At 36.7% G+C, this 18,837-nt stretch carries 17 protein-coding genes; 11 read left to right on the top strand and 6 right to left on the bottom strand.

The genetic code is table 11. The annotated features are described in order from the left end of the window. Positions 1 to 172 precede the first annotated feature (172 nt). From ACSVI6_RS00470 to ACSVI6_RS00455, 4 genes are all read left to right on the top strand, one after another. Complete coding sequence (locus ACSVI6_RS00470; protein WP_491720717.1) at positions 173 to 769, top strand: TetR/AcrR family transcriptional regulator; 597 nt, start codon at positions 173 to 175, stop codon at positions 767 to 769. A gap of 1 nt (position 770) precedes the next feature. Next, on the top strand, positions 771 to 1,841 hold the full coding sequence (locus ACSVI6_RS00465; RefSeq protein ID WP_491720716.1) for an ABC transporter permease: 1,071 nt from the start codon (positions 771 to 773) through the stop codon (positions 1,839 to 1,841). A 5-nt stretch (positions 1,842 to 1,846) separates the two neighbouring features. Then, positions 1,847 to 2,542 (top strand): ABC transporter ATP-binding protein, encoded by a 696-nt coding sequence (locus ACSVI6_RS00460; protein WP_491716771.1) that lies wholly within the window; start codon positions 1,847 to 1,849, stop codon positions 2,540 to 2,542. Between the two features lie 81 nt (positions 2,543 to 2,623). Then, on the top strand, positions 2,624 to 2,872 hold the full coding sequence (locus ACSVI6_RS00455; protein ID WP_491716770.1) for a hypothetical protein: 249 nt from the start codon (positions 2,624 to 2,626) through the stop codon (positions 2,870 to 2,872). A 37-nt stretch (positions 2,873 to 2,909) separates the two neighbouring features. On the opposite strand, the gene ACSVI6_RS00450 is transcribed toward ACSVI6_RS00455, so the two are convergent. Beyond that, entirely contained in the window at positions 2,910 to 3,299 is a 390-nt protein-coding gene (locus ACSVI6_RS00450) for a hypothetical protein (RefSeq protein WP_491716769.1), read from the bottom strand. Between the two features lie 72 nt (positions 3,300 to 3,371). After that, on the bottom strand, positions 3,372 to 4,769 hold the full coding sequence (rlmD, locus tag ACSVI6_RS00445; RefSeq protein WP_491720715.1) for a 23S rRNA (uracil(1939)-C(5))-methyltransferase RlmD: 1,398 nt from the start codon (positions 4,767 to 4,769) through the stop codon (positions 3,372 to 3,374). A gap of 125 nt (positions 4,770 to 4,894) precedes the next feature. Here rlmD and ACSVI6_RS00440 point away from each other — a divergent pair, with 125 nt between their 5' ends. After that, positions 4,895 to 7,021 carry a hypothetical protein gene (locus ACSVI6_RS00440; RefSeq protein ID WP_491720714.1) on the top strand — a complete coding sequence of 709 codons (2,127 nt, stop codon included), beginning with the start codon at positions 4,895 to 4,897 and terminating at the stop codon, positions 7,019 to 7,021. Positions 7,022 to 7,111: 90 nt separating this feature from the next. On the opposite strand, the gene ACSVI6_RS00435 is transcribed toward ACSVI6_RS00440, so the two are convergent. After that, positions 7,112 to 7,684, bottom strand: coding sequence for a TetR/AcrR family transcriptional regulator (locus ACSVI6_RS00435; RefSeq protein WP_491720713.1), 573 nt, complete (start codon positions 7,682 to 7,684; stop codon positions 7,112 to 7,114). A gap of 185 nt (positions 7,685 to 7,869) precedes the next feature. Next, positions 7,870 to 8,313 carry a GNAT family N-acetyltransferase gene (locus ACSVI6_RS00430; RefSeq protein ID WP_491716765.1) on the bottom strand — a complete coding sequence of 148 codons (444 nt, stop codon included), beginning with the start codon at positions 8,311 to 8,313 and terminating at the stop codon, positions 7,870 to 7,872. Positions 8,314 to 8,580: 267 nt separating this feature from the next. Here ACSVI6_RS00430 and ACSVI6_RS00425 point away from each other — a divergent pair, with 267 nt between their 5' ends. Beyond that, positions 8,581 to 10,524 carry an ABC transporter ATP-binding protein/permease gene (locus ACSVI6_RS00425; protein ID WP_491720712.1) on the top strand — a complete coding sequence of 648 codons (1,944 nt, stop codon included), beginning with the start codon at positions 8,581 to 8,583 and terminating at the stop codon, positions 10,522 to 10,524. Between the two features lie 42 nt (positions 10,525 to 10,566). On the opposite strand, the gene ACSVI6_RS00420 is transcribed toward ACSVI6_RS00425, so the two are convergent. After that, entirely contained in the window at positions 10,567 to 11,460 is an 894-nt protein-coding gene (locus ACSVI6_RS00420) for a LysR family transcriptional regulator (protein WP_491720711.1), read from the bottom strand. Positions 11,461 to 11,473: 13 nt separating this feature from the next. Then, positions 11,474 to 12,082, bottom strand: a complete 609-nt coding sequence (locus ACSVI6_RS00415; protein WP_491720710.1) for an SGNH/GDSL hydrolase family protein — start codon at positions 12,080 to 12,082, stop codon at positions 11,474 to 11,476. A gap of 264 nt (positions 12,083 to 12,346) precedes the next feature. Between ACSVI6_RS00415 and ACSVI6_RS00410 the strand changes: the two genes are divergently transcribed. The 5 genes from ACSVI6_RS00410 to ACSVI6_RS00390 all read left to right on the top strand — a co-directional run bounded on the left by ACSVI6_RS00410 (position 12,347) and on the right by ACSVI6_RS00390 (position 18,810). After that, entirely contained in the window at positions 12,347 to 13,177 is an 831-nt protein-coding gene (locus ACSVI6_RS00410) for an alkaline phosphatase family protein (protein WP_491720709.1), read from the top strand. Positions 13,178 to 13,280: 103 nt separating this feature from the next. Further along, positions 13,281 to 14,534 carry a NupC/NupG family nucleoside CNT transporter gene (locus tag ACSVI6_RS00405; RefSeq protein WP_491720708.1) on the top strand — a complete coding sequence of 418 codons (1,254 nt, stop codon included), beginning with the start codon at positions 13,281 to 13,283 and terminating at the stop codon, positions 14,532 to 14,534. A 143-nt stretch (positions 14,535 to 14,677) separates the two neighbouring features. Further along, complete coding sequence (locus ACSVI6_RS00400) at positions 14,678 to 15,358, top strand: helix-turn-helix domain-containing protein (protein ID WP_491720707.1); 681 nt, start codon at positions 14,678 to 14,680, stop codon at positions 15,356 to 15,358. A 191-nt stretch (positions 15,359 to 15,549) separates the two neighbouring features. Then, positions 15,550 to 16,920 carry a CAP domain-containing protein gene (locus ACSVI6_RS00395; RefSeq protein WP_491720706.1) on the top strand — a complete coding sequence of 457 codons (1,371 nt, stop codon included), beginning with the start codon at positions 15,550 to 15,552 and terminating at the stop codon, positions 16,918 to 16,920. Between the two features lie 156 nt (positions 16,921 to 17,076). Then, positions 17,077 to 18,810 (top strand): hypothetical protein, encoded by a 1,734-nt coding sequence (locus ACSVI6_RS00390; protein WP_491720705.1) that lies wholly within the window; start codon positions 17,077 to 17,079, stop codon positions 18,808 to 18,810. Positions 18,811 to 18,837: the final 27 nt, after the last annotated feature.

Below are 18,837 nucleotides of genomic sequence, written 5' to 3'. Positions count from 1 at the left end.
CACTCTTTCGTAATTATCTAAAAATATTCTACTTCCATTCTAAAAGAAATGAATCAAATAAGATACTAATATCATTTGAGAATTAAAAATGTTTATATATTGACACGGTGTCATAGCAATGATAGAATTAAAATCACTAAAAATGACACCGTGTCACTAAGGAGAATTAATCATGCCAACGAAAACATTTATGAATTTAAATGAAACTAAACAAGAATTAGTTTTTAATGCACTATTAAGTGAATTTTCAGAACATAAATTATTAGATGCCCAAGTAGCAAGGATCATTAAGAATTGTGATATTGCACGGGGGTCATTTTATAAGTATTTTGATGATATTACGGATAGTTACAATTACGTTTTAAGAAGGGTATTAGATGCCGTTCATTTTGATGTTTTTAAGATGATTAAAAATGAGCATCAAAATACTCTGGATAGTTTTTATCAATCGACTGTTGATTTCATTGCACAGATCAATCAATCTCGATACCGTGATTTTTATCGAATGCACGTTGCGTATAATCAATACAATTTAAAATCACTACCATTTGATTATCATAGTATGAGCATGGATCGTTTGGTAATGATCGTGAACGGTAATTTGATCAATGATGCAAATGTGGTTGCAGTGGTTTATAAAGCGGCGACTGCTGCTAGTCATAATGCAATTCGCTCGATTTTAATCGGTGCTGACGAACAGGTTGAACTAGCTGATTTAAAGACGATGTTGATGATTATAAACCAAGGATTATTAGAAGGGACGCACTAGTATGTTTTTAGGATTAAGGGAAATTAAAAAATATAAATTTAGATATGGATTAATCGGGTTAGTATTAGTCTTGATCGCATATTTAATTTTTGTTCTGACGGGGTTAGCGAATGGATTATCATCTTCGAATCGGTTGGCCATCGATTCTTGGGATGCTCAACAAATTGTATTAAATAATGAAGCAAATGGTTCTTTGACTCAATCCAATTTGACGAAGGGGCAAGCTGCTAAATATGACCATGTTGTTGGGAGCTCTGCCATCGTTCAATTGAATGCAAACGTTACTAGCAATGGCAATGGTGAAAAGTTAAATACGCAAATCATCGGAATTAATTCTGGGCAATCGATTTATAAGGATTTAAAAATCGAAGCAGGAAGAAAGTTTAAAAATGAGCATGAAGTTGTAGTTGATGACAGTTTGGTTAAAACCGATGGCTATCATATTGGTGAGTGGATCAAGATTGCTAATCGTTCAACACGTTACCAAATTGTGGGGACGACTAATAATGCTAAGTTGAGCATTGCGCCAGTTATTTATGCTAATACTAAGGCTGTTCAAGAAGCTAAATTTGGGAACCAAAACGCTGCAATGGTGAGTGCAATTGTTTTGAAACACTCTGCTAACATTGATAAGGTCAGTGGGACCCAAACGCTTTCGATTGGTGAATTTATTAATAAGCTACCGGGTTATACTGCTCAAAATAATACTTTTAACTTTATGATCGGTTTCTTATTGGTGATCACCCTATTTATTATTGCGATTTTCTTGTATGTTTTAACAATTCAGAAAATTCCATTTTTAGCAGTGATGAAGGTTCAAGGAATTAGCAACTTTTACCTATTAAAAAGCATTGTTTGCCAAGCGTTGATATTAGCAATTGCAGGAATTATAGTTAGTGGTGGATTGACATTTTTAACGGCGTTAGTAATTCCAAGTAGCGTCCCAATTCAATTTAATTTAGGGTGGCTAGGACTGGTGGCATTCGCAATTATTGTGATCACTGCATTGGGGGCCATTATTCCAATGCGAACGGTTGCTAAAATTGATCCTGCAACGGTTATTGGAGGTTAGTGAATATGGAAACGATTAAGCTGCATCAAATTGAAAAAATTTATGGAAACGGTTCAAGTGCGACCAAGGCGCTTCAAGGAATTAATTTTACGGCTGATTCGGGTGAATTGATATCGATTACGGGACCATCTGGATCTGGAAAGAGTACTTTTTTGAAAATCATTGGTGGAATTTTATCGCCAACTAGTGGTCAATTGGATATTGATGGAAATGATTATGGAAAGATGAATAAGCGTCAACAAGGCCAGTTTAGACTAGCGCAGCTCGGTTTTATCCTTCAATCATATAATCTAGTGCCATACTTGACCGTAAGTGAACAATTTGAACTAGTTGATCGCGTTAAACCCAGCGGCAATATGGGTTCAGCTGAATTCAAGCAGCTCTGTGATGATTTATCAATTACTGATTTAATGAACCAATATCCAGATCAATTATCAGGCGGTCAGAAACAACGAGTCGCAATCGCACGGGCAATGTATCCCAACCCTAACATTATTTTAGCTGACGAACCAACCGCCGCATTGGATGGAAAAAGGGCAGTTCAAATCATGACGATTTTTAAGCAAATTGCACATGAGCAACATAAAACGGTGCTATTGATCACCCATGATGCACGGTTAATTAAATACGTTGATCGTAACTATCAAATTGTTGATGGGAAGGGTAGTTTCATAAGCAAGACGGATCGTTCGTTGATTTAATTGAGAGCTTTTTACTTTATAAATTGATACTAACGGAATAAAATGAAAATTGTATACTATTTAGTTGAGAGGGAATTGATTATGGAAAATTCAGAACGGAAATTAATTCAAGAAATTTTAAATACAGTTGACGTTTTATATGATTTTGAACATACTGATGATGATAATAAGGAATATACACTAGTTCTACATCGTCAAGATAATGACAAACGTCCATTGGAAGAAATTAATTCAGAAATTAAGAAGTATTTCCAAGAAGCTAATTTCACTTATGATGAACAATTGAATCCTAATGAAGGTGTCGATATTCGAGTAGAAATTAAGCGTTAATTAAAATAAAAAGCTGGCCAATTCAATGGTCAGCTTTTTATTTTGTTTTAATATATTTATGTTTAAATAATAATGCCGCAGAGCGTTCATCGGTTGGAACAAAACCAATATTTGATAGATGCCGACAATACATCCGATTATATAAAAAGCCCCAGATGAAGTGCATAATAATTTCCGTGTATTGATAAGCAAAATCAAGGGGTTTACCAATTATGAGTGCCAGAGTCATTCCCAACGTGACGTTAATGAAAACGATACAACAAAAATTGTACCAATCGCCCCTAAAAATGGCTGGAATAAATTCGAAAATTAATGAAGTATAAGAAAATCCAACTTTACTAATCTTCAGTTCACCAGTGTGCGGATTTTTGAAAGTTGCATAATTCGGTGGAATCGGAATCATTCCATTTCCAAATGGATCCTGCAATGCAAATCCCTACTTTCCTTTTATTTTATAAAATAGCGTAACACTAATTAGCACTTTTTTAAAACAAAGTGTTTACTTACGGGTAAATTTAACGACCGCTTCTACGCGAGCGGTTTGGGGCATCATATCGATTGGTTGAATGAAATCAACGCGGTAGATACGACTTAATGCTACTAGGTCACGGGCCATCGTGGCAGGGTTACAAGAAACATAGACGAATTTTTGAGGAGCAACATCCAAAATCGCATCTAATAATGGTTCAGCTAAACCAGTTCTAGGTGGATCAACAATTATTGCATCTGGTGTCCAGCCATCATTGATCCACTCAGGGATTAGATCTTCGGCCTTACCAACGTAGTAATGAGCGTTTTTGATGCCATTAATACCTGCATTTTGATTGGCATCTTCTATGGCTTCTGCAATCGTATCCATTCCACGCACTTCCTTAACGTGCTTAGCAAGCGGCAACCCAATTGTCCCGACTCCAGAATAGGCATCAACTAATCGTTCGTTCCCGTCTAAATCAAGCGCATTGATTGCTACTTCATATAGTTGGGGGGTCATAAACGGATTAAGCTGTAAAAAAGCACGTGCTGATAATTCAAATTCTAATCCACCAATCTTTTCGACAATAAATGGATCGCCAGCAAGGAGGATCGTTTCATCGCCCCATACTAATGGAGTATCGCCTGGGTTTACGTTTTGCATAACTGAGGTTACTTCTGGCAGCTGGAGGGCAATCTTCATTAACATCCGATGCTGTTTAACAAATTTTTGTGTATTAGTAATGAAAACGACCTGCACGTCATCAGTGTGTAATGATGCACGAACAACGACGGTTTTGATAATTCCAGAATGATTAGATTCATCGTATACTGGAATCTCGAGTTCTTGGATCATGTTGACGACTGCTCGCATTACTTTCATTGTGACTGGATATTGGACTGAACACGTTTTTAGATCGACTAGGTCGTGACTACGCGTTTTATATAATCCAGCAATGACCTTGCTATCGCGTTTGCGAATTTGAAATTGGGCCTTATTGCGATAACCATAAGGATCTTTCATCCCCATGGTATTGTGAATTTTATAACTTTCAAACCCAATTGGTTGGTATTTATAAAGTGATTGTCTAACGATTTCTTTTTTATATCTTAATTGGGCAGGGTATGCCATTGCCTCTAGTTCAAATCCACCCACTGATTCTGCGTAATCATCGCGTGGGGTAACTCGATAGGGACTAGGGGTAATAATGTTTACGACCTTAGCTCTTAGATAGTGGTGGTAGGTATCGGTAATTTCGATCGTGACCCGTTCCTTAGGTAGGGCTCCTTGGATAAAGACTAATGTCCGTTCAACGTAACCAACAGCTTCACCGTTGACACCCATTCTGTCAAACTCCGGTTTGGTATTTAAAGTAAATTGTTGACCAATTTGAAACTGATCATTAGTATTTTGATAGTTTTTCATTAATGTTTCCTTTCATTACTAATTATTACCATATTATAACATTTAGAATGAAAATAGGATATTTATGAAAGGATGTTGTAAAATATAGATTAATGATTACATATAGGATAGGAGAATTATTTACAATGAATAAATGGGTCAGAATAGGAGCAATCTCTGCAATTTCATTAGGTATATTTGCGTTTGGCTATTCACAACAACATACGAAGGTATCTGCTGCTGAACAATTTTATAGCGTTCCTAATACTAATACTAATATTCAACAAGAAACGAATACTTCCAATGCAATGGCTAGTTATAGCGATAGCTCGATACAAAACGTTGCGACTACCGCACCTAAGGTGACTGTGCCTGCTAAGTATGTTCATACGAAGTTGGATATGAATGTTCAAAATAAAGCGGATAGTTATACTTCTCAAGATGGGAGTACCACTTTTAATACTTATTATTACCTTCCAGAAGGCTTTCACGTTAAGGATACCGAACATGGTAACTACCAAAGTTCAGTTCAGGTCGGCGATAACATCTATGTTGTTGAATCAATGGGAACTGGTACGAATCAGGGGGCCATTGTTCGTTATAATATTAATGATTTGAAGCAAATGGGGGTTTTATCTGATAACGGGAATGGAATTGACTTAGTTTGGAAGGCGTTGAAGTACATTTCACCTTATACTAAGTCGGGAAATAATCATTCTTCGTTGTATGCTAACTATCAATCTTACTTAGATGATGCTAATAGCAACTTAAAGAGTACGCAAAACCAGGTGCAAAATGCTAAGGATCAAATGGCTAGTGACCAACAAGAAGTTGATGATTACCAAAAACAAGTTAATAATGATGCTAAATTAGCTAATAAGCAAATCAAAAAGATTCAAACCCAAATAAACAATGCTTATAAAATTGATAAGAAAACCGACAAAAGCACTCCTAAGCCAGTCAAATTGACTTTGGATAATTTTGTGACGACTTTACAAACTGCCAATAGTGCTTATGATGAACGGTTAAACAAGTTGATTGCAAAGGAACAACAAGTTCTACAATCAATGAGCGATTTAAAGGCTGCTTACAAGGGCAAAACCCCTAAAAAGATTACTTTAAAAACAGAAACGGATGTTAATTCCAATAGCTCATCATCCGCTGATGATAGTGATTTAACTGCTGATAGTAGTGCAGATGATACTGCAGCAAATGCATCCAGTGCATCCAGTGCATCCAGTGCAGCTAGTTCCAGTGATGACAATAGCAGTGCTGATAGTAGTAATTCATCGAATGTAGCTAGTGATAGTAGCACCAGTTCTAGTGATTCTAGTAGTACTGATACCAAGACTAAGCTTAAGAAGATTTCTAAGGATGAATATGTAAAGAAGCTCGCTCCACTTACTAAAAAGTTAGCTAAGTTGACTGCTCAAAAGACTGCTATTAAAAATAAAAAAGCTACTAACAATTCATATATTGATCAATTTAAGAATGGTTTTGCTAAGAATTGGATTACTAATACCCAAAACGTCAAGGATGCTAATGACTTAGTGAGTCAAGATCAACAAGCTGTTGATGATGCCAACCAAGCTGTGGTTGATGCTCAAAAGGCAATTGATCAACTATCCCAAAACCAAGTTGATTTTGCTAAGTATTCCGAAATTGCCCATGCTGCTCAAATTAGTCCTTTAATTAATATCGGGCATGGTCAGACACTTTCTTACAATCCAGCTACGAAGAACCTTTACTTGGCGCAAGATGAAACCTCTGGTGATCTAGCTATGAATGGTAGTAACGTAATTACTGAATTGGATTCAAATACCCTACAACCAATTAAACAGTTTAATTTCCAAATGCTACACAATAATTCAAATTATGCATTGCATACTTTAACTTTTGATAACGATGGGAACGCATACTTTGGACGTAAGTCTGGTAAGAAGTATCAAATTTTCAAGGGACAATTAAATGAAACAACTGGTCAGGTTAGCTTTGCTCCAGTTCAACAGACGATCAACTGGGGTGGGACGCATAACCAAGGACTTTCATATAACCCAGTTAATAATCGTTTATACATTGTTTCAGATGATATTATTACTTCAGTTCCAGCTGATAAATTAGGTGCAGGGACCGTTCAACCATCAGATGTTAATTACATTTCCTTTAATACGGGTCGTGAATTTGAAGATTTAACTTTTGATTCACAAGGATATGGTTACCTATTAATGCTTTGGAAACCAGAAATTCTTAAAACAACTACCCCAATTAAATAGCATTAATAAAAAAATTCCGCAATTGCGGAATTTTTTTATTTTAGACTGTTTTTAACTGTAGGGGTTGATCATTATTGCGACAAATAATATTTATCTTAAAATATTATTACTAATTAGAACTGGTTGAATCATTTTTTGAAAAATTTTGAAAAATTCATCAGGGGTTTCTTTGTACCCAGAACGAATCCATTCATAGATGATGGTGGTGGCTAGGCCAAATAATCCTTCGACTACGTATCGCTCAGGGATGGTAATTTTATCTAGAATGTTATTTTCTTTTAATGAGATGCGATTTTGATGGACGGCCTTTTGTAAAAATTGTGATTCATCATTATCGATCAACGTTTTGATGTAGGTACCGTTTTCATAAATTACGTTAATGATTTTTTTATGGTAGGCCTGCCATGGGATACTGTTTAGAGTTTCATCTATTGGAAAGTGGTTAGCTTCTTTGTTAATTCGATCGATTAGATCATTTTCAATTTCAGATAATAATGCTGATTGATTGGCATAGTGATTATAAAAAGTAGTGCGATTAACGCCAGCCTCATTAATAATTTCCTTGGTAGTAACATTTTTGAGCCCCTTTTGGATGATCAAATTCCAAAAAGCAGCTTTGATTGCATGCTTCGATTTTTTAATTCTTAAATCCTGTTTCCCCATTCAATCAACCCTTTCTCTACTTTAATCAACTTTTGTTTAATAAATGTCGTTTGTATTTTAATTTAAAAGTAATTATACTCTTCTTAATCAACAATAGTTGATTATCTTAACGTAATTATTAGTAGCGATTAAAATGCCAAATTAAAAATGGCCAATCCATTGGTGGATTGACCATTCGGGGTTAATTATTTTTCCTTCACCATGAAGATGTGGGGAGTATGGATGTGAGTATATTGCTCACCATGGGCAACAAAGCCGAATTTTTCGTAGAAGTGTTCCTTATCTGCTTGAGCATGGATTTTAACTGGTTCGCCAGGATAGTTTTCAGCGATGGCCTTCATGACATGGTCCATTAAGGCCTTGCCCATTCCAGTCCCACGGGTATCTGGAGTTGTAAGGACTCGACCAAATGAAATGTAGTCTTCTTCACGATAGATTCTTGCATAGGCAACGACTTTATCGTTTTCATCAGTTGCCCAGAGATGAAAGGCATGTTTATCTAATTGATCAATTTCTTGAAAAGCACGGTTTTGTTCAACTACAAATACTTGAACCCGACGTGCGTAAATTTGCCAAATTTCATCGTTCATTAAATGTTCGAATGATTCTAAGTGCCACTTGATTTCCATGTTAATCGCTCCTTATTAATTATCTATTTATATTTAATTTTAATTCTAAAGGTTGTAAAATACAACGAATGTGAAAATTCACGATTTTTATATCGTACACTGATATGCACATTTTTACAAATATAAATTCTAATTTTAGGTCTTTAGATAATTTTAATTCTTTTTTTGAGTTAAATTACTTTTAACGATTGTTATATTTTGATATACTATTGGAAACAAAGTTAACAAACACATTAAAAAAGATCCAATTTTGAGAGGAGAACGCAGATGGCTTTACTTGAATTAAAGGATATTCAAAAGTCCTATTACCTTGGTAAGCAAGAATTCAAAGTCCTGAAGGGGATTAGCCTAGAATTTAACCATGGTGAATTTGTTTCACTACTTGGTGAATCTGGTGGTGGGAAATCCACTTTAATGAATATCATTGGTGGGTTAGACAGTAACTACCAGGGGGACGTTTTACTAAATGGTAATTCGCTCAAACACGATACAGATAAACAATTAGATGAATACCGACGGAAAACAATTGGGTTCATCTTCCAAAACTTTAATTTGATCGGACACATGACGATCTTAGACAACGTGCGGGTCGCTCTTGAAATGAGTGATTTATCCCGTTCTGAACAAAACAAGCGTTCAGAAGACCTATTAAAGCGTGTTGGTTTGGGTGAACACATTCATAAGCACCCCAACCAATTATCAGGTGGTCAAAAGCAACGGGTTGCAATTGCGCGGGCGTTAGCTTCTGATCCAGACATCATCATTGCCGATGAACCAACTGGAGCTTTGGATGCGCAAAATACTGATGAAATTTTGAAGTTGTTGGATGAAATTGCTTCAGAAGGAAAATTAGTGTTGACCGTTACCCACTCCGATAAGGTGGCTGCCTACGGGACCCGTGTGGTTCACATGGCCAGTGGACAAATCGATAGTGATAAAAAGTTACGGGATGCTTACAAGACCGAACCATCAAGTGGGATGAAGTTACATCCACTTCATTTGATCGATACGTTCAAGATGGCTTTCCAACAAATGTCATATAATCTAAAGCGAAACCTCTTGATTATCTTCGGGGGTGCGATCGGAATCTTCAGTGTGATTTTCATGCTGGGGCTTGGAAACGGGATTAAAGGTTATATTAACCACCAAATCTACGATCAGATTAACCCAAACTCAGTTCAAGTAACGAAGGGGAAGGCTGACAGTGGAACTGACGCATCTGCAATCCTAAAATCTAATGTTACCGATAAGGACATCGATAAGATTAAGGATGTTAAGAACGTTAAGTCGGTTGAAAAGGGTGCCATGGCCGTTAGTCCCCAATTGAGCTACAATGGTAAGACGACGCAAGGCCAAGTGCTTCAGACTTACAATTCGACGATGCTCGATAAGAGTATCAAGAATGGTAGCAAACCGACTGCAAGCAATACCGTATTACTACCAAAGAGTATCGCTCAAAAGATTAAGAGTGACTACAAGTCATTAGTCGGCAAGGAAGTTACCCTTTCATTTGCTGCTAGTGGTAAGAATGGTCAACCAGTTCAAATGAGCAAGAAGGTTACTGTAAGTGGGATTTCTGACAGTGCTTCACCAATCATTTCCGTAAGTTACGATACCTTAAAGGGCATCTACAAGGATAATAAGCAAACCCTTAAGACCAACTTTGTGACTGCTAATATCAAGGGTGGGGTAGCAGAAGTGAACCCAACTCAAGATAAGATCAAGGCTCTAAAGGATGCTAATGGTAAGAAGGACTTCCAAATTACTGGTGCCGGTTCAATCGTTTCCACGTTGAACACATACATTAGCTTAGCAGTGAACGTATTGGCTGCAATTGCCGGAATCTCACTACTAGTTTCTGCCATCATGATTATCGTTGTGCTATACATTAGTGTTGCTGAACGGACGAAGGAAATCGGAATTCTCCGTGCTCTCGGGGTTACTAAGGGTAACGTTCGGGGATTATTCTTTAGCGAATCATTACTGCTTGGTTTATTCTCATCCATTTCAGCTACCATCGTAGCCTACTTGATCGAATGGGGGATCAATTCCGCCGCTAGTGGTGCAATTCATTACTCCATCATTCAAATTACGCCTGGAAACGCAATCTTTGGAATCGTAGTCGCAGTGATTATTAACTTACTTGCTGCCCTTCTTCCTGCTGGGCGGGCTGCTAAGCTTGATCCAATTGAAAGTTTAAGTGCTGAATAATTAAATGCAAACTAAAAAAACTGCTCATGATGAGCAGTTTTTTTAGTCTAGAATTCCTGATGGATAATTTTGTTTAATGAAATCCTTAATGTGGTCTAGCATTCTTCTAGTTGCAGGAGTTTTAATTTGAACTGAATTGATAACTAAGTAAATGGTTCGGTAGTATTTTTGGTCAAATGGATATACTTTGACTCCAGTTGGAATATTGGTCAACGCTAGCTTAGGTAAAATCCCCATTCCTAATTTGCTACGAACCATCGCCAGCATTGATTGATCATCAATACTAAATTGTAAGGCGGCGTTGGTAACGTGATAGCGATCTAATACCTTTTTTGTATCACCATAGTAGTCGCTACGTTGTAAAATAAAACTTTGATTTTCAACGTCTTCACTGGTAATGTTTTTCCCATTTAACGGGATAAAGTCACTGGGGGTAATGCAGTAAATTTGATCTTTAACTAATGGGACCTTAATTAACTTTTCAATGATGGGGTCACACGTAAAACCAATGTCAATCGTGCCTAATTTAGCATTATTACCAATTTCATCGTAGGCATCTTGATCAACTGTAATTAAGATGTCTGGATATTGTTCCCGAAACGAACTAATTATTTGGGGCAGCCAGTTGATACAAACGCTACTAAAGGCACCTAATCTAACAGAACCAGCATTAAGTCCAGTGATGTTAGCAGCTTCTTGCTCTAGGCGTTGTTGTGTATTGATTATATCTTGAATAATCGGCATGACAGCATTGCCATCAGCAGTCAATTTAACCCCAGAACGGTTTCTGATGAACACCGAAAAGCCAAGAAATTTTTCAAGTTGATTGATCGCATGGCTAATTGCGGATGGGGTAACATCTAATAGTTTGGCTGCTTTGTAAAAGCTTTTTTCCTGGACTACGGCGCTAAATGCACGGTATGCAAATGAAATCATATTTGAAATCCTCCTAAATCAGGTGGTTATTGGTGATGAATTTAGCGATATAGTCTGCCATGATACCGTAAGTATTAGCGTTAGGGTGAAGATGAGAATCATGGAGGCGTTCTTGGTAGTTTTCATCAGTCAATAGGTTAGGAGCGATTTTACGCCAATCAAGACAAGCAACTTGATGTTTAACGTATGTTGTAGCGATGCCGTCTTGAAGCTGGTGAAAAGAATAACCGCCAGCTCGAACGATTGAATCAGCGTTTTGATTGAAATCCCAGCGGTTCATCGGCACGATGCCAAGTAATTTGGTTTGGGGATTTTTATTTTTGATTGCCTCAACATCGGCACCTAATTCGTTTTCAATCTCCTCAAGTGATGATGACATGTGCGCATAGTCATTAGTACCGTAAAATATAATTACTAAGTCGTATTTAGTAAAGTCAACGCTAGAAACCCGTGGGGTAAGATCACCATATTGATGGCGGGTGATCATCGCATTGTTCACACCATAGTTATCGACTTCACAATTTAATAATTTACTGAGTTCTTGCGGATAAGTGCCGGAAGTAAGGTCGCGGTCACCATCGTATCCATTGGTGATGGAATCACCAAGTGCAAGTATTTTCAAAATGAATCCCCCTTAGAGATAATATTGTCTCTATTATATATTATGAATCTGAAAATGACATTAAATTTAGTGATATAATGTAGTTCCTTGGCAGGGGCAGGCCATTTGGTCGGCACTAATTATGGCATCGATTATTCCAAAATGAGTTGGATGATTGGTGCTTTTTTTGATGGTGGCGCTTAAATTCTATTTACTAACAATTAATACACTGCTATAATCGTTATAAAGATTTTAAAGATTCTTAAAGTTTAAGGAGCTATTTAAATGAATTTTCGGCGAATTATCATCATTGATATGGCTTCACTAGGGATGGGTGAAGCAAGTGATGCCAATCGGTACGATTCAGTTGGTGCTGATACCATTGGACACTTAGATGAACAGTTTACAGATACCTTAAAGTTGCCAACCCTTGAATCGTTGGGATTGGGCAACATTAGATGGGATCATCAATTAAAGACGGTTCCAATGGTTGAGCATCCCAAGGGCTTCTATGGTAAGATGCATGCGGCTGTGGAGGCTAGTCATGCTTCCTCAACGTTGCGAGAAATGTTTGATTATTCTGAACCACTACGGGTAGTCAGCATTTTTAATACTTTAGCACGCCAAGGATTCTCAAATGTGTTAATTTCAAGGTTTGTAAACTATCTAGAAAATCAAGATGTTTGTAAACAAGTACAATGTGCTAGCGATGATATTTCATTTGTGGAAGTTCTTTATAACTTAAAGAAGACCGAAGAGGGAATCATATATAATCAGGTTCCAGAATTATCAATTTCAGCGCGGAGTGGTGATGCTAAGGACTACGCCAGCCGCTTAATGATTATTGATAAACAAATTCAATTGCTAATGGATACAATGTTAGATACTGACCTATTGGTCATTACTTCTAGTTTTGCAAAGGATATTACAATTGATCTCCCCACCACTAGGGAGTATTTACCAATCATCTTATACGCAAAGCAATTTACCGAGGGGCATTCCTTAGGGATTAGAAGGACTTTGGGTGATTTGGCAACAACAATAATGGAAAACTTTACTGATTCCATGAGTAAAGATAAATTTAAACATAGTTTATTACATGAACTAACTAAGTAGCCCACTAATTTGAGAGGAGTGATGTGTGACAAATTGGTGATTTGTTGCTCTGTTTCTTGTTTAGATTTAGTTCTTTATTTATTTACAGAAAGGATCAGTTTTAATGTATCTCTTAATTAACATCCTAGGAATCGTTGTATTCCTTGCGATTGCGGTGCTTTTCTCTAAGAACCGTAAAAACATTAACTGGCGTTCAGTTATTACTGTTTTAATCCTCAATTTAGTGATTGCCTTCCTGCTCACTGAATTTACGTGGGGTCGTGAAGCCGTTAAGGCTGCGGCTGATGGCTTTAGTGGCTTAGTTGAAGTCGCTAATGCCGGGATTGGATTTGCGTTACCTAGTTGGCTTGCTTTGAAGACACCTGACTTTGTCACTAGTGCATTACTTCCAATCCTCTTGATCGTTCCGGTTTTCGATATTTTAACCTATATCGGAGTACTACCATTCTTGATCAAGTGGATTGGCCGGGGGCTTTCATTCGTTACTGGTCAACCAAAATTCGAATCATTTTTCTCAGTTGAAATGATGTTCCTTGGTAACACTGAAGCTTTAGCTGTTTCTCAAATTCAGTTGAAGCAAATGAAGGCTAATCGTGATTTAACGATTGCGATGATGTCAATGTCATGTGTTACCGCTTCAATCTTGGGAGCATATGTTCAATTAGTACCTGGTCAATTTGTTTTGACTGCCGTTCCATTGAACATTTTGAATGCGGTAATTATCACTAGTATTTTAAATCCAGTCGAAGTTACACCAGAAGAAGATACAATTGCAAAACTAGGTTCCAGCTCAGACGTTGCAGATGCGACCGCTGAAGCTGCTGATGGTGATTCTGCAAAGGGTCGCGAACCATTCTTCTCATTCTTGGGTGATTCCATCCTTGGTGCTGGGAAGTTAATCTTAATCATTACCGCTAACGTGATTGCATTCGTTGCCTTAGCTGCATTGATCGATAAGCTATTAGGCTTCGTTAACCCATGGCTTTCACTTGAACACGTTTTAGGAATCATCATGTTCCCATTTGCATGGTTAATGGGGCTCGATGTTCACCATGCCTTCGAATTCGCTCAATTTATGGGTAAGAAGTTGGTTACGAACGAATTCGTAATTATGCAACAAATTACTAAGACGATTAATAACCACAGCGTCTTTCCACCTCACTACCAAGCTCAATTGGTTGTATTCATTACTTCATTTGCGAACTTGAGTACTGTTGGGATGATCATCGGTGCATTTAAGGGGATCGTTGATAAGGAACACAACGACTTAATCAGTAAGAACGTTGTTTACTTGCTCCTATCCGGAATCTTAGTTTCACTAATGTCAGCAGGAATTGTTGGTTTATTCGTTTGGTAAGATTACACTAAACATCGAAAGGAAGTCACTACTGACTTCCTTTTTTTATACATAAAATGTTGTTATATCAATGATGTAACACGATAATTGCGTTACATTCAGAAGCTAATTTGCTATCGTGATCTTTGAAAGGAGTGCTTAAATTGGAATTTGCAACGGTATTAAAAAGCAAACGCAAATCGGCTGGGTTAACTCAGCAACAATTAGCCGATCAACTCCACGTGACGAGACAGACTTTATCACGATGGGAAAATAATTTGAGTTATCCGAACTTGGATACGTTGGTCAATCTAGGGGCAATTTTAAACGTGACGTTAGATGAGCTATTGAAGGGGGAAAACAATCGGATGGTTAATCAAATTAGTAATGATGTAAGATCAAAGCAAAAGTATAAATGGTACACGGTAATTTTAGCAAGCGGATTGGGAATTGTTAGTATTTTATTGCTGGGGCTAGGGATTTTAGGTTATGGTCGGGCGACCCAAAATGAATATATCGATGCAGTCAACCCGTTTTTAAAAACTCAGGTTGGTTATGCAACCCTGCCATTAAAGAGTCCAGAACCAATGAAAAAAGTAAGTGCGTATGTATCTGATGATCAATTTGGCGCTGGCAGTTGGCTGAAATTTTATACGGGTGAGTATGGTAAAGAGCAAAGATGGGCAGTTGTGAAGCATAAGGGTTCATACGTTTCGTCCATTCGCTTGATTTCAAAAGCTCAGATTCCAATTTCAATGCGAGAACAAGTTGGCCCGATATACGTGGCCAGAATGAAGGATGAACCTGCAACTTCTAAGCGGGTAGCTTGGTGGCCGTTTGATTAATGATAATTGAAGCACCCGATAATTGTTAAATAAATATAGCGATTATGGGGTGCTTTTTTATTATTTAATAATTGCTAAAGATTTTTCGTTAATTTATAATTAAATTAACATTTAAAAATTTAAATTTTAGGAGTTATTATATGCTAAATAAATATATTTACAAAAGAGTAGCTATTGCTTTAGCAATATCATTGGGATTAACTAATGTTTTCATTATTAATGCTTCCGCTAAAAGTATCCATCAAGCTAAAGTCATAAGTGATACTGAATTCTCTAGTTCAAAAAAGGTTCGAGGGACTAGTGGTAAAATATATTCAAACTATAAGCTTAATAAGGTTATTGGTAACTTAAAAAATTATAAAAACATTACCTTTAAGACTAATCGTCAATTTGTGATTAAAGATAAGAATGGTAAGAGAAGTACATATAACCTAATTAAGAGTAATAAAATTAAGGGGGTCGTTTTAAGTAAGTCAATTAAGTCGATTCAAGCAAAAAGAACACCGACTTCAAATAGTAATAATAGCAAATCAGATGATAATAAAAAGCACAATCAAGTTAATTTATCTGATTACTTTACCAGCGACGAGATAAATCAAATCAATGAATATAAAAGTGAAGCAGCTAATATTAATAATAGTGGTGCTGATGAAAATATTTACACTGAACCTTCACAAGTTAAGAATACTTTTAATCCTGGTCAGTTGAACCCGACGTTCATTAATACTACCGTTAAATGGATTAACTTCTTTAGAAACATGGTGGGGGTTAAACCTTTAAATGAAGATGATTCATGGAGTGCAGATGCTCAATATGGGGCTGCCGGATTAAACATGATTGCCGTTGCGAATAATTACGGTTCATTCCTAGCCCATGGTTTCGATAATAAATTTAAAACTTCATTTATTAGTGATCAAGATTTCAAAAGAGCATCTGATGCAACCTACTCTAGTAACGTTAATTATAGTTCATACTTTGATGGAGCAACTAAAATTGGTTCAATTCCTTACTCTGTAGTTAATGACTTCCTATCCGATGCCAATAATGATGACCCATCAGATGGACCTGGGCATCGAGAATGGCTAATTGGTAACATTGATAAAGTTGGAGTAGGACAATCTGGGGATTACAGTGACTATAAGATATTTGACGCTAATAATAACTTTAAAGGTAATCAAACTACCACTCCAGTTAATTTTCCTGCAAGTGGATTGTTCCCAATTAATTTAATAAAGGATGCAGATTGGACAATTTCACTCCCAATTAATTTTAATAATAATCCTACTATACCAACTGTGACAGTTCACGATAATACCAGTAATAAAGACGTTGCAGTCACTAGTGTTAATATGAATGGAACCGTTGTAAATACTTATGATGGTGGAAGTTCTACATCCTATGGTTTCGGCTTCTTTGGTACTAATTTATGGTTCAAACCAAATAGTGATGACATTAAGGTTAACCACAGCTATACGATTACGGTCAACAATCTCCCTGGTTATTCTTCACCATATACCTACACCACCAAGTTATTTGATTTAGGGATTAAATCAAACGGTTAAATATAAATAGCTACATTAGAAAATGATCTAATGTAGCTATTTTTTTATACATAAAATGCTGATATCACAACGATTTAACATGATAATTGCTAAAAAAACTTAATTATTTTATAATTAAAATAATGATTTTAATATTTTTTATTAGGGAGCTTACATATGAAGAAAAAGAATATTTATAAATTGATTGCAGTAGCAGTAGTAGCAGTCGGCACTTTTGGGGTCTCAAATGCTAGTGCTTTTGCTAAGACTAACCAATCAGCTAAGTTAGTTAAAAAAATTAAATTAGCACATGCAGAAACTGTAAAGGGAAAAAATGGGGTTATTTATTCTAACTATAAATTGAATAAGGTAGTAAGTAACCTTAAGAAACATAAGAACGTTGCCTTTAAAACGAAACAAAAGTATGTGATTAAGGATCAAAAAGGTAAAAAACATACTTATAGTTTGATCAAGCATAAGAAACTTAAGGGCGTTGTGTTAAGTAACAAGCTAAAACTGGTTAAAGTCAAGAAGGCCAAGAAGCACCATAATGCCCATTCTCAAACCACTACTAATGTTAATAGCTTAAGTAATAATACCCCAGCAGTAAGTAGTGACAATAATGGGACTAACAACAATAACAATAATAACGGTTCACTTCCAACTACTAATCCCGTTACTCCATCAAGTAACCAAAGTAATGGTACTACGAGTTCCGTTGCCTCTAATTCGTCAACCAGTGCCAAAACTGCTAGTTCAACAGCATCTTCAGCATCTAATAGTGCTACTAGCAATGTTTCAAGCGCATCATCTGCATCAAGCTCAAGTGCGAGTTCAGCAACGTCAGCTAGTTCATCAGCTAGTTCATCATCTAATGCTACATCTAGTTCAAATAGTAACAATGCAGGGCAATCAGCCAATTCAGCTAGTGCCAATGAATTAGCTAAATACTTTACGAGCAGTGAAATTAATCAAATTAATACTTACAAGAGTGAGGCAGCTCAGATCGGCAACGGAAACGCAGATGCCGACGTTTATAGTGCGAAACCAAATGTTAATGGGCAATTTAGCACTGGAAAATTAAACCAAAGCTATATTGATAACAGTATTCAATGGATTAACTTCTTCCGAAATATGTTAGGATTATCTTCATTGTCTGAAAATAGTTCATGGAGTCAAGATGCACAATACGGTGCTGCAGGATTAGCGGCACTGAACGTTAGTAACAATACGATTGGGACGATTCAACACGGCTTACCCGCTAGCATCGAACCTAGTTTCGTTAATTCACAAGATTGGCAACATGCTTCTGACGTAACCATGAATAGTAATATTGGATTTCAATTTAGTTATCCGACATCGAATCCCACCCCTTATGACATTGTTTCTGGTTTTTTAAATGATGGGAATAATGGAATTCCACAACTGGGACCAGGGCATCGTGAATGGTTAATTGGCAATATTAGTAGTGTTGGGATTGGTTATGTTTCAACTGATAATAATGGAAATTATTATGATTATAAGGTTTTTGATAATTCAAATGATGGCGAAGTAGCTGGAGTCAACACCCCTGTTAACTTCCCAGGGAATGGATTATTCCCATTCGAATTAGTACAAAACACGCCTTGGTCAATTTCAGTTCCTTCTAGTTCATTTAATTCAACGCCAAGCGTTACCATTCACGACAATACCAGTAATGTTGATGTAAACGTTTCAGATGTAAACGCAGCTTCGATCAATTCGGGTTCTGGAACCGCTGGTTACTTTGGCGGCAACGTTTGGTTCACTCCAGATGCCAATGCCATTAAAGTAAATCACAGTTATACAGTTACTGTTAATAACTTACCTGGCTATAGTCAACCATACACCTACACCACTAAGTTATTTAATTTAGGAATTGAAAGTAAATAATTTAATTTAAAGGGTCGTCATCCAAGT

It is taken from the genome of Nicoliella sp. ESL1106 (assembly GCF_058509965.1).
This window is presented reverse-complemented; position numbering and strand designations above follow the sequence as displayed.

Excerpts from the sequence above, each read along its gene's own strand:
- ACSVI6_RS00390 (WP_491720705.1), top strand. The coding sequence starts at position 17,077 with ATGAAGAAAAAGAATATTTATAAATTGATTGCAGTAGCAGTAGTAGCA.
- ACSVI6_RS00435 (WP_491720713.1), bottom strand. The coding sequence starts at position 7,684 with ATGGGGAAACAGGATTTAAGAATTAAAAAATCGAAGCATGCAATCAAA.
- ACSVI6_RS00410 (WP_491720709.1), top strand. The coding sequence starts at position 12,347 with ATGAATTTTCGGCGAATTATCATCATTGATATGGCTTCACTAGGGATG.
- ACSVI6_RS00460 (WP_491716771.1), top strand. The coding sequence starts at position 1,847 with ATGGAAACGATTAAGCTGCATCAAATTGAAAAAATTTATGGAAACGGT.
- ACSVI6_RS00440 (WP_491720714.1), top strand. The coding sequence starts at position 4,895 with ATGAATAAATGGGTCAGAATAGGAGCAATCTCTGCAATTTCATTAGGT.
- rlmD (WP_491720715.1), bottom strand. The coding sequence starts at position 4,769 with ATGAAAAACTATCAAAATACTAATGATCAGTTTCAAATTGGTCAACAA.
- ACSVI6_RS00465 (WP_491720716.1), top strand. The coding sequence starts at position 771 with ATGTTTTTAGGATTAAGGGAAATTAAAAAATATAAATTTAGATATGGA.
- ACSVI6_RS00430 (WP_491716765.1), bottom strand. The coding sequence starts at position 8,313 with ATGGAAATCAAGTGGCACTTAGAATCATTCGAACATTTAATGAACGAT.
- ACSVI6_RS00455 (WP_491716770.1), top strand. The coding sequence starts at position 2,624 with ATGGAAAATTCAGAACGGAAATTAATTCAAGAAATTTTAAATACAGTT.
- ACSVI6_RS00420 (WP_491720711.1), bottom strand. The coding sequence starts at position 11,460 with ATGATTTCATTTGCATACCGTGCATTTAGCGCCGTAGTCCAGGAAAAA.
- ACSVI6_RS00425 (WP_491720712.1), top strand. The coding sequence starts at position 8,581 with ATGGCTTTACTTGAATTAAAGGATATTCAAAAGTCCTATTACCTTGGT.
- ACSVI6_RS00470 (WP_491720717.1), top strand. The coding sequence starts at position 173 with ATGCCAACGAAAACATTTATGAATTTAAATGAAACTAAACAAGAATTA.
- ACSVI6_RS00405 (WP_491720708.1), top strand. The coding sequence starts at position 13,281 with ATGTATCTCTTAATTAACATCCTAGGAATCGTTGTATTCCTTGCGATT.